The sequence below is a fragment of the Brachybacterium sp. genome, from assembly GCF_052095815.1.
Lineage (GTDB): Bacteria > Actinomycetota > Actinomycetes > Actinomycetales > Dermabacteraceae > Brachybacterium.
In genome coordinates, this window is record NZ_JBQDLF010000006.1 from 99,541 (window position 1) to 111,243 (window position 11,703).

Consider the following 11,703-nt stretch of genomic DNA (forward strand, 5'->3'; position numbering starts at 1 on the left):
CGGTACCCTGACCGGGTGCCTTCGACGACTGAGACCGTGACCCCGCAGCGGCAGGATGGACTGGATCTGCCCGGCGTCCCGACCGAGCCCGCGCCCGCGGGGACGGTCACCGACCCCGACCACCCCCATCCGGGGCAGTGGCGGCTGGTCGCTGTCCAGGTCTCCAACTGGGGGACCTTCCACGGCACGCACGATCTGAAGATCTCGCCCAAGGGCTACTTCCTCACCGGCGGTCCGGGCACCGGCAAGTCGACCCTGCTGGACGCGATCAGCGCGCTGCTGACCCCGCCCCGCACCCTGCAGTTCAACGCCGCGGCCTCGGACGCCGGGCCGCAGCGCTCAAAGTACCGCCGCACCGTGGCCAGCTATGTGCGCGGCGCCTGGGCGATGCACTACGACCAGGCCACCGGGGAGTTCAGCCAGGAGGTGCTGCGGGAGAAGACCACCCTGTCGGTGCTGACCCTGCGCTACAGCGATGGCAAGGGCGGCACCGTCCAGCTCTCCCGCCTGCTCCTGCTGCATGCCGGTCATTCTGCGGACTCCGATGTCAAGAGCCTCTATGTCATCGCGCGGACTCCGCTGGATGTCACCGATCTGCGCCAGTTCGTCTCCACGCAGATCGAGGGCAAGGCGCTCGAAGCCGCCCATCCGGGCACCCAGACCTTCCGCCAGTTCCGCGAGTACCGCGCCGCGTTCAGCCAGCTGCTGGGGATCCCGGACGAGAAGGCGTTGGGCCTGCTGCACAAGATCCAGTCCGCCAAGGAGCTCGGCGACGTCAACGGGCTGCTGCGCGATTACATGCTCGATGCGCCGCGCACCTTCGAGCTGGCCGATCAGGCGCTCGCGAACTTCCACAACCTCTCCGAGGTGTACGAGGCACTGGTGACCGCGCGTGAGCAGCGGGACCTGCTGCGCGGCCTGCGCGGCAACCACGAGAACTGGACGGCGATGCGCTCGCGGGGCGGAGAGCTGGTGGACCGCCGGGCCGATATCGACGTCTTCGCCGCCCAGCATCTGGTGCGGCTGCTGGGAGACGAGACCGACCGGCTCCAGCTCGAACGCGACCGGCTCGCAGCGCAGCAGCGCCGTCTCAGCCAGGACGTCACCGAAGCCCGCTCCGACCTCGCCCAGCTCAAGGAGCAGCGCAAGCGCGCCGGCGGCGGCGAGATCGACGACTGGAAGCAGCAGATCGCGGGCCTCGAGGTCGAGCGCGAGCGGCGCCGCGAGCGGGGCACCGAGTTCGCCGCCCAGCTGGCGACCGTCGAGCTGCGCACCCCGGCGGGGGAGGACATGTTCCTGGCCCTGCAGCGTGAGGTGATGGCGCTGCGGGAGTCCCTCGAGACCGAGGAGAAGGGTGCCGACGCAGCCCGCTGGGAAGCTGAAGCGGCCGTCCGCGAGCTGGCGCAGACCCTCGCCCGCACCCGCGAGGAGCTCGCCTCCCTCACCTCCCGGGCTTCGAACCTCCATTCCGAGGACGTCGCCCTGCGCGACCACATCGCGGCTGAGGTGGGCATCTCGCCCGCCGAGCTGCCCTTCGCCGCCGAGCTGCTGCAGGTGCGCACCGGTGAGGAGGAGTGGACCGCCGCCGCCGAGCAGGCGCTGCGGGGCCTGGCCCGCTCCATCCTGGTCCCGGATCGGGTGTACCGAGAGGTCGCTGCGGTCATCGACCGCACGAAGCTGCGCCGTCGGATCTCCTACAACCGGGTCAACACCGACCTGCGCCGCCCGGCGAAGAACATCGACGAGCGCTCCCTCGCCGCGAAGCTCGACGTCAAGGACGGCGAGTTCCATGTGTGGCTCTCCCATGAGATCGCCTCCCGCATGGACTACACCTGCGCGGAGACCCTTGAGGAGTTCACCCGCCTGACCCGCGCGGTGCTGCGCTCGGGGCAGATCAAGCACTCCTCGACCCGGCACGAGAAGAACGCCGACCGGCAGATCAATGACCGCTCGCAGTGGGTCCTCGGCTTCGACAACCGAGCCAAGCGGGCGGTGTTCGAGTCCGAGCGCACCCGGGCTGAGCAGGCACTCTTCGAGGCCCAGGCCCGCCGCAAGGATGTCGAGGGCGAGCGGGAGCGACGCCAGGAGCGCCTCTACGCGCTCCAGCTGATCAGCGCGGTCACCTGGGACGACATCGACGCGGCGTCGGTGGCCCGGCGGGTGGCGAACCTGCGCGACATGGTGCGCGCCGCCGAGGACGGTTCCTCCGCGCTCACCGAGCTGGCTCACCAGATCGACGAGGTCGAGCGCTCCATCGCGGACAGCGACGAGGAGCTGCTGGAGGTGGTGCGCACCGCCGGCAAGCTCGCCGAGCAGGCGGAACGGGCCGATGAGCGCCTCGCCGAGGCGCGCGAGCGGGTCGCCGAATCCGCACTCGATCCCGAGGTCGAGCAGGAGCTGGCAGAACGCTTCGCCGCGATCGCCCCCACCCTCGTGCTGTCCACGATCGACCAGGTCACCAAGGACGCCTCCGCGACCCTGGATGCGGAGCTGATGGACCTCACCCGCCGCACCTCCCGCGCCGAGGAGGACATGCGCACCGCGATGCGCGAGTTCTCCCGCCGCTGGCCGGCCCGGGCCGGGGACACCGCGCCCACGCTCGAGGGGGCCGACGACTACCTCGCGATCCTGCAGCGGATCGAGGAGGAGAAGCTGCCCGAGGTCGAGGACCGCTTCTTCGAGTTCTTCACCGGCAACACCCTCGGCGACGTGCAGGCCCTCGCCACCGCGATCGCCCGTGAGCCCGCGGAGATCCGCAAGCGCCTGCAGCGGATCAACGCCCTGCTCGCGCAGGTCGAGTTCCACTCCGGCCGCTATCTGCAGCTGTCGATGCGCCCTGTGCACCTGGCAGCGCTGGACGAGTTCAAGCGTGCGCTCGAGGAGGCGGTGGCCGGCTCCGCACTGCATGACATCTCCCGCGACCGCGAGCTGGCCGAGGAGCGCTTCCTCTCGCTGCGGCACCTGATGGACATGATCGGCTCGGCCCGCACCCGCGACGACCAGGTCTCCCGGGTGATCCTCGATGTGCGCCGGCACGTGCACTTCCACGCCGAGGAGGTCGACGCCGAGGGCACGGTGGTCCACGCCCACGAATCCGGCGGTCCGCTCTCGGGCGGTCAGAACGAGCGGCTGGCCACCTTCTGCCTGGCGGCGGCTCTGCGCTACCAGCTGGCTGGTACCGGTCAGGAGGCGCCGCGCTACGCCCCGATCATCATCGACGAGGCCTTCTCCAAGGGCGCCGGCAAGTTCATCACCGCGGCCATGGAGTCCTTCCGTCACTTCGGCTTCCAGGTGATCCTCGCCAACCCTGGCAAGAACCCGCAGGCCCTGGCCCCGTTCATCGGCGGTGTGGGTGTGGTCTCGATCCGTCAGGATCGCTATTCCTCCGTGGCCCCGGTGGAGTTCGTGCCCGTCTCGGAGTGAGGGACGGGGCGGGGTCGATCTGGGCTGCTCGCGTCGACCGGGGTGCTGACCAGACGACGGGGCGGATCAACCCTCGTTACCATTCAGTAGCGTCTGAGTGCATGGGGAGTTCTCCCCATCGGCAGCGGGGCCCGGGATCGGTACCCTGGTCGCCAACCGTTCCAGTCCGGCGGTGCAATGGCACGTCGTCGCCGAGGCGGCACGACAGGGGAGGGTGGGCGATGATGTCAGCGCTCCCGGTGCACTCTTCGGACTCGATCCCGGGCCAGGACGAGACCCACGGACGGATCCACGAGCTGCTCAGCGCGGTCACCACCGCAGTGCTCGAGCAGCAGCCGGGGCTGATCACCTTCGGGGATCACCGTCCCCAGCGCGACCGCTCCTCCGGGAACTCCTGGCATGGCCTCCAGACTCTCTGCCACGTCAGTGCTCTGCTGACCAGCTCGGGCCTGCCGGAGGACTCCGCAGCCGCCGCCACGGAGCTGCTGGACGCCGCCGACACCATCGCCCGGTCCCGCGGCATGCGTCGCCGCTCCGAGCAGCAGGGATGCGGGATCATCGGGCGCACCTGGATCGATGCGACCGGGGATCTGCTCGAGGTGATCGTCGGGGTGCGGGTGGCCGTGCGCGCGATCAGCGCGCCGTTCCTGCCAGGCTCCCTGTCCCCGAGGGCCACCACCAGTCCGACCTCGGCGCTCAGCCCGCTGACCCCGCCTCCGCGCCTGGTGCGCTGATCCGCTCGAGCGCCGCCAGCGGGATCGGCAGCCAGTCGGGGCGGTTCCGCGCCTCGTACAGCGCCTCGTAGACGGCTTTGTCCGCCTCGAATGCGGCCAGCAGCACCGGTGCTGCGGAGTCCTCGCCATCCTCTCCCGCGGCCTGCGCATAGCCCTCGAGGAAGGCGGCGCGGGCGTCTGCTGCCCAGGCGGTGGCATCTGTCCCGTGCTCGGCGTGCACCGCTCCCACCACGTAGTCGAGGCTGCGCAGCATCCCCGCCACGTCCCGCAGCGGCGAGTCGGGAAGGTTGCGCTGGGCCAGCGGGCGCAGCGGCTCGCCCTCGAAGTCCACCAGCACCCAGCCCCGGTCGGGCACCAGCAGCACCTGGCCCAGGTGCAGGTCACCGTGGATGCGCTGCAGCGCGGGCCACGGCACCTCGGCGGCGGCCGCCAGCAGACTCGCGATCCGCTCATGATGGACGGCCACCTGGGGGACCTCGGCGGAGATCTCGGAGAGCCGCCTCCGCATCTGCTCGATGGTCTCCCGCACCAGGGAGTCATCTGCGGGAGTGGTGCCGAGCGAATCGGCGAGATCTCGGTGGACCTCCGCCACGGCGGCGCCCAGCTGGCGGGCGGCCTCCCGGAAGTCCTCTCCGGCGGCTGCCAGGCGCAGCGCCACCCGCCAGGCGTCCTCGACCCCGGGCAGGAACTCCTGGGCGAACAGGGAGTGGGTGCGGAGCCCCGCCACCGCCACCGTCGCGGATCCCACCATCGCCGGCACCCGTCGGCTGCCAGCGGCGGTCAGCGCACCCTGCAGCACCACGTCGGGGTTCTGACCGTCCTGGAGCACCCTGAACAGCTTGAGGATCAGCGGCGAGGCACCCTCCGTCTCGACGATCAGCGAGGTGTTGGACTGCTCCCCGGAGAGCAGGCGGCTGCGCATCGCGCGGCCCAGCGGGAGCGGGGCATCGGGGGCGGTGCGGTGGGAGGCGAGGCTCAGCGAAGGCCCGAGCGCGCCCTCCCCGGAGACCAGGGTCGCGATGATCGCCGCGCGGCCATCGGCATCTCGGGCGGCGTCATCCACCCGCAGCGGCCCGCCGGGCACCGCGAGCACCCCCACCTCGGATCCCTCGTCCCGCGCCCCGGAGGGCGCTCCGGGCCGTCGCAGCACCAACGGGACCTGATAGAGGGCTTCGGCGTCACGGGGGAGGGAGACTGCGACCGCGACCAGCGCCACCACGTGATCCGGAGCCACCCGCAGCGGCGCCCACCCGCGGATCGAGACCCGGGGGGCCCCGGCACCCTTGTGCGCGTACCAGCGCTGGGCCAGCATCCAGGCCGCCAGCTGCTCGGTGAGCTGCTCGAGCACCTCGCCCAGCGGCGGCAGCGCAGAGACGTCCAGCAACGGGGAGACGTCGAGCGGGGGAGAGCCGTCGAGCAGGGCAGAGCCGACGTCCTGCGCGGCGGCTCCTGAGCCGTCAGGTACCGCCTCGGCATCCGGAGCAGGAGAGGAGGTGGTGTGCGTCTCATCCATGCGCTCACTCTACGGTCGCGAGCCCGAGACCGCGCGGGATCACCGGGTTCCCGGCAGGCGTTGCTACCCTGGCCCGATGCCTGAGCTGTGGTCGCGTCGCCCCTCGCGCGCGCATCCGGGGATCCTGGTCGCGCGCGTCTCCGCGCTGTGCGCCGCCGGGATGCTCGCGCTCTCGACGGCGCTGCCCGCCGCCGCCCTGGGCGAGGACGGTCCGTTCGCCTTCCCGGCCGAGACCCGCACGCTGGACATGGTCCCTGGCGCGGTCACCCGGATCCCGCTGATCGCGCTGATCGAGGACGATCTCGAACCCCAGGTCTCTCTCGGATCGGCGCGCCTGGCCGTGCCCCAGGACGCCGATGAGGGGCTGCGCGCCCAGATGGCGCTGGGGGAGGACTCCCGGAGCATCGTGATCGCGGGGGAGGGCACCTGGACCCTGCTCGGCGATGACCTGGTGTTCCAGCCCCAGATCGGGGTCGACGCGCCGAGCACCCCGATCGCGCTGACCATCGGCGGCTTCCACGACAGCCGCTCGCTCCCGGTGGTCCTCACCCCGGAGGCTCTCGAGCTCGAGGAGGTCGGGGCGCACGGCTCGGCGGGGGTGCCGATCCGGATCGACGTCGAGGGATCCGTCCCGGCCGACGGGTCCGTGCGGCTCGAGCTGGCCGGGCTCCCGGCCGGTTCCACGGTGCTGTCCGACGGCAGCCGGGCCACCGTTCCCGATCAGGGCGTCTGGCAGCTCTCGGCCGACGGCGACGCGCTGACGCACACTCCGTCCGGGGTCGGGCTCGGCCGTCAGCTCGATCCGATCCGCTTCGTCGTCGAGGACGGGGAGGGGGCAGCGGTACGGGCGGGACAGGTGATGCTCACCCTGCCGATCATCTCCGACCTCAGCTGGTCCGCGCCCTATGGCGAGGACATCCTGTTCGTGGTGGGCGAGGGACAGCAGTTCGTGGACCCGTCGACCCTGCGCCTGCAGCCGCTGGGAGACCCGGCATCCTATGAGACCTCTGCGGATGGCGCGCGGGTGCTGGTGCCGGGAGAGGGCACCTGGGTGCTGGACCGGGCCGCGGCCACGGTGCGCTTCTCGCCGGAGAGTGCGGAGGTGCGCAAGACCGCGCCGATGGGGATCACCGGCGGTGACGGCGAAGGCGCGACGGCCGCGACCGCACTGCTCAGCACCGCCTATCCGATCCTGCTGTCGCGAGCCCAGGCCGGCCTGCCGGGGGAGCCGATCAGCTTCGACCTCGGCAGCGGGATCCGGGACGTCCGCTCCGACTCCCTGCAGTTCGATCCGGGGCTGATTCCCGAGCAGGCCCGGGTCTCGGCCGACGGCACCACGCTCACGATCCCCGGTCAGGGGATCTGGCAGATCGACGTGGCCTCCGGCATCGTGGTGATGACTCCCGAGGAAGGATTCGCCGGGGCGGCGATCCCGGTGGACGTCACCGCTCGAGGTGTCTACGCCGACAACCCGGTCGACGCCACCCTCGAGGCAGTCTTCTCCCCGGTCATCGCGACCCTGCGAGATGACGAGTCGCGCACCGCCCCGCAGTCTCCGGTCACCGTGGATGTGCTGGGCAACGACACCGCCGGCAGCAGCTCCCAGCCCCTGGTGCCGGAGTCGGTCCAGATCAGCTCGCTGGCGGCCACGAATCTCTCCCAGCTCGAGGAAAGTCGCGGCACGCGGCTGCTGATCCCCGGCGAGGGCGAGTACACCGTCGCGGGCAACGGCGCGGTGACCTTCGTTCCCGAGGAGGGGTTCACCGGCCGCACCACTGTGATCACCTACCACGTGGTCGACAGCGAGGGGATCCCGGTGCAGGCGAATCTGGTGATCGACGTGGATCCGGATCTCACTGCGGCAGCGGAGGCGGGGTCGGAGGTCAGCGGCATCAACAGCCTGCTGATCGGTCTGATGCCGTCCTCTCCGAGCACCGCGGCAGTGTTCGGCACCGTGGTGATGCTGCTGATCTTCGGCGGAGGGGTCAGCCTGTGGATCGGCATGCGCATGGAGGCCGACCGCCGCGCCTGGGAGGACTGAATTCCCGGGCCGACCGAGCGTCGGGACCGGGAGAGCAACCGCCTGGGCTGAGCCCGAGCGGCGATCCGCTCAGCAGCCTTCGGGCGTTTCCACCGGCTGCTCACGAGCTGCTGCGGCCGCCGACTCGTCCTCGAGACCGGTGAAGCCGTCACCGATCAGCAGAGCCACGGAGGTGCCTTCACGGGCCTCGTCCAGAAGCAGCTGGGATCCCTGGACCTGGATCCGGACCGACTGCGCGGCGAGGTACCCGGCGGGGCCGTGGACGATCGTGGCGGGACCGTTGGCCTTGCGGGTGTTGCCCGCGCTCTCGAGCGTGAAGCCGCGTGCGGCGAGGTCATCTGAGACCTCCCCGGCCAGTCCGCCGCGGGTGGTCCCGTTCAGCACCGTCACGGTGACCTCGCCAGGCGGCAGGGGGACCGCACCGGGCTCAGGGCAGACGAGGGCGACGGGATCCGGTCCGAAGGACTTCGGGGCGATCTGGCCCGGCTCGGCAGCAGGTTCCCGCAGCTCGCCGACGGCATAGACTCCGATCCCGATCAGCACCACTGCGAGGATCGAGAAGATCGTCAGCTGGGTCGCGCGCATCCTCCGGGTGCGGCGGAGGCGCTGGTCGCGGCGGCGGACGTCATCGGCGGAACGCCCGTAGGGGTGGGCATCGCGGTGGGAGGAGCTCATCTCAGTCCAAAGGGCGGTAGCGGATGCCGAAGGCGTCCAGGCGGGGGAGATGGGCACGCAGCCGCTCCTCGAACTCCTCCCAGCTCTGCTCCGGGGAGCCCCAGGCGCGCTCGGCGAGGGCGCACAGGCGGGGGAAGGCCATGTACTGGAAGCTCGCGGCATCGGGCAGGTATTCGGACCAGAGCTGGGCCTGGATGCCGAGCAGCAGCGCGCGCTTCTCCTCCGTGAGCCTGGCGGGCTCGAGCCGAGCGGTGTAGACGTTCTTGAGCGTGTTCGGGCGGCCCAGCGCCACCGGCTCGTCCTTCGGATCAGCCTGGTAGTAGTTCAGGTAGGTCTGATCGTGGGTGGAGATGATGGTCTGGAACCCACGGTCCACCGACGTCTTCACCCCGGCGGAATCGCGCCAGTTCATGATGATGGTGTCGTCGGGCAGGTGGGTCTCGAGCACCTCGTCCCAGGCGATCACCCGCTTGCCCTGCTCGCGCAGCACGTCCGAGGCGAACTGGGTGAAGTGGCCCTGGATCTCGGAGACCCGGGTCAGCCCCCATTCGTTGAGCCGGACGCGGGCGGCCGAGGAACGCTCCCACTCCACCCGCGGGCACTCGTCGCCGCCGATGTGCACATAGGGGGCGGGGAAGATCGCAGCGACCTGGCTCAGCACATCCCGCAGGAAGTCGAAGACGGTGTCGGAGACTCCCAGGACGTGATCGGAAATGCCCCACACCTCACGCACCCCGACCTGCTTCTCGGGGAAGTTCCCGAGCTCGGGGTACGCGGCGATCGCGGCCTGCATGTGTCCGGGCAGGTCCACCTCGGGAACGATCATGATGCCGCGCCGTCGCGCGTAGTCGACCAGTCCCTTCAGCTCGTCCTGAGTGTAGTGGCCGCCGTGGCGGGTCCCATCGAACGTCCAGGTCTCCTCCGGGCTCTGCATCGAGCCGACCAGGGTCTGCTCCCGCCAGCCACCGACCTCGGTGAGACGCGGGTAGCCCTTGATCTCGACGCGCCATCCCTGGTCATCGGTGAGATGGAGGTGCAGCACGTTCAGCCGGTGCAGGGCCATCGCATCGATGAAGGTCTCGATCTCCTCCACCGGGAGGAAATGACGGGCCACGTCGAGGTGGAGACCGCGCCAGGCGTACTTCGGATGATCCGAGATGGTCACGCAGGGAATCTCTCCGCCCGCGCCGGTCACGATCTGGGCGAAGGTGTTGCGGCCGTCGGCCAGCGCTGCCTCGCTGCCGGCGCTGAGCGCCGCGCCGGCCGGGGAGATCGACAGCGCATACTCCGTCGGTGCCAGGGAGTCGTTCAGACCGACGGACAGCCCCTCCCAGGGATCGTTCGTCGTCCACACGCCTTCCGACCACACGACGGACTGGGGCAGGGGGACGAGGGCGATGGGGTCGGACATGGACTCTCCTGGAACGACGACGGCGATCGTGGTCTGCACCAGTTTGCCACGGAGACCTGGCTCACGGCGCCACCCGGTGGATGCGCAGGGGTGGATGCGCAGGGGCCCGGTCGGCGATGCCGACCGGGCCCCTTCACGTCGCCCTGCTCCTTCCCGAGGACGCTTTCGCGTCGAGCAGGCCGTCGTGGCCTTATATCCGTCTGCTGCCGACTGTGCGGATGCTCAGCGGTAGGTGACGAACACGTGCGGTGCGTTCCAGAGGGAGCGCTCGACGACCTGCTGGCGTGAGCCGGAGGCGTCGATGATCTTCCCGTTGCCCACATAGACGCCTATGTGGCCGTAGTTGTTGCCGGTGAAGGCGACGAGGTCGCCGGGCTTCGCCTCCGACTGGGAGATGATCCGGCCGCCGAAGGTGTAGCCCTTCGCCGTCTTGCGCGGCAGGTTCACCCCGGCCTGGTTGTAGGCGTGGTACACCAGCCCTGAGCAGTCGAAGCCGCTGGCCGGCGAGGAGCCGCCCCACTTGTACCGGGTCCCGATCTGGGCCCGAGCCGCGCTGATCACGGCCTGGCCGTTGATCGAGGTGCCGCTGCTGGAGCCGCGGTCCTCGTCACGGCTGCCCGCGTTGTCGGAGATGCGGACGTTGCTGCCCAGCGCGCTCCAGGTCTTGGGCCCGACCACGCCGTCCACGCCGATCCCGGCGGCGGACTGCAGCGAGCGCACTGCCGAGTAGGTGGCAGATCCGAAGACCCCGTCGGCCTTGACTGATGCGCCGGCGGAGCGGAGCTGGTTCTGCAGGGTGGTCACGGACGAGCCGCGATCACCGGAGCGGAGCTTGGGCTGCGAGCTGCCTGTGGACGGCTTCGCCGGCGCAGCAGCGGCACCCGTCAGGGAGCTCCAGGTCTTCGGCCCGACCACGCCGTCCACTCCGATCCCGGCGCCGGACTGCTGGCTCTTCACGGCCCGCAGGGTCGCGGATCCGAAGACGCCGTCGACCCCGATCGAGGCGCCGTGGGAGTTCAGCTGCTGCTGGAGGTAGCTCACGGCCGCGCCGCGAGCGCCGAGGCGCAGCTTGACGGAGGTGTACTGGGACTGGGACGCCGGGGCGACGCTCGGGGCGGTGGCGCGCACGGTCCCGAAGACGGGAGCGGCGGGTGCCTGGGCAGTGGCCGAGGCTCCACCGGCGAGTGCGGCGGTCGCGGAGACGGCGCCGATCACGGCGGCACCTCCGACACCCCGGCCCACCGGGGCGGCGAGGCCTCGGTAGTCGATCACGGCACGGCCGGCGGCCCGGTGCGTGCCTCGTGGAACTGTGCGGAACATCGTGGGGCAATCACTTTCTCCGTCGCCACGCAGAGATCCCGAGCGGCGGCGTGGACGGCGCGCGCGCGAGGCCTGCACCCGTCACCCAGGGAAGTGGAGGAAGCGACCGGGCCGGTGACGGGAAGGCGGCAGCCCGGTGAGCACCACCCGACCAGGGCGGTACCGTCCGCCACTGTATGTGCAGGTCATGCCGGGCCCACAGGGGAGTTTGCCTGCCAGCTTCAAGGCTTTTGCCAAGATTTTGCTAAAAACCATGAAATTGCCCCGTGTTCCCGCCGGGAATGAAGATTCCACTGTGGTAGTTACACGACTGTTATTCGGCGGGGTGCCTTCATGTCCCGCGCTTCCGGCGGCACTCGGGGTGCCGGATGGCTGGTCAGGGCCCGATCAGTATGTCTGTATTGTCCATTTCTCGACGAATATGTCGGGCGGAACAATCGTCGCGGGAATGCGCGGAACACCTCCGGATCTCGACGACGAGAAGGGGCGGGGGGGGAGGCGGGGGAACAGGCCCCCGAAACCCGCGGGGGGGGGGGGGTTGTAGAGAGGGCCACCACCCGCCCCCCCACGGGCCGGCCCCACCAGC

The 11,703-nt window shown here is 70.6% G+C and carries 7 protein-coding genes; 3 read left to right on the forward strand and 4 right to left on the reverse strand.

Features of this window, described 5'->3' with window-relative positions; translation table 11 throughout:
* Positions 1–15 precede the first annotated feature (15 nt).
* A complete protein-coding gene (locus tag ACTH43_RS04305; RefSeq protein WP_441443690.1) occupies positions 16–3,423 on the forward strand; it encodes an ATP-binding protein in 3,408 nt (1,135 codons plus the stop codon).
* Positions 3,424–3,644: 221 nt separating this feature from the next.
* Positions 3,645–4,157: a hypothetical protein gene (locus ACTH43_RS04310; protein WP_441443691.1), complete on the forward strand. Its 513-nt coding sequence runs from the start codon at positions 3,645–3,647 to the stop codon at positions 4,155–4,157.
* Here the strand turns inward: ACTH43_RS04310 and ACTH43_RS04315 are convergent.
* Positions 4,120–5,670, reverse strand: coding sequence for a maltokinase N-terminal cap-like domain-containing protein (locus ACTH43_RS04315; RefSeq protein WP_441443692.1), 1,551 nt, complete (start codon positions 5,668–5,670; stop codon positions 4,120–4,122). The genes ACTH43_RS04310 and ACTH43_RS04315 overlap by 38 nt on opposite strands.
* A gap of 76 nt (positions 5,671–5,746) precedes the next feature.
* Here ACTH43_RS04315 and ACTH43_RS04320 point away from each other — a divergent pair, with 76 nt between their 5' ends.
* Complete coding sequence (locus ACTH43_RS04320) at positions 5,747–7,711, forward strand: Ig-like domain-containing protein (RefSeq protein ID WP_441443693.1); 1,965 nt, start codon at positions 5,747–5,749, stop codon at positions 7,709–7,711.
* A gap of 69 nt (positions 7,712–7,780) precedes the next feature.
* Here the strand turns inward: ACTH43_RS04320 and ACTH43_RS04325 are convergent, their stop codons facing one another.
* The 3 genes from ACTH43_RS04325 to ACTH43_RS04335 form a co-directional block, all read right to left on the reverse strand.
* Positions 7,781–8,386, reverse strand: coding sequence for a LytR C-terminal domain-containing protein (locus ACTH43_RS04325; RefSeq protein ID WP_441443694.1), 606 nt, complete (start codon positions 8,384–8,386; stop codon positions 7,781–7,783).
* Between the two features lies 1 nt (position 8,387).
* Positions 8,388–9,797 carry a beta-N-acetylhexosaminidase gene (locus tag ACTH43_RS04330; RefSeq protein WP_441443695.1) on the reverse strand — a complete coding sequence of 470 codons (1,410 nt, stop codon included), beginning with the start codon at positions 9,795–9,797 and terminating at the stop codon, positions 8,388–8,390.
* Positions 9,798–10,019: 222 nt separating this feature from the next.
* Entirely contained in the window at positions 10,020–11,117 is a 1,098-nt protein-coding gene (locus ACTH43_RS04335; RefSeq protein WP_441443696.1) for a C40 family peptidase, read from the reverse strand.
* Positions 11,118–11,703 lie beyond the last annotated feature (586 nt).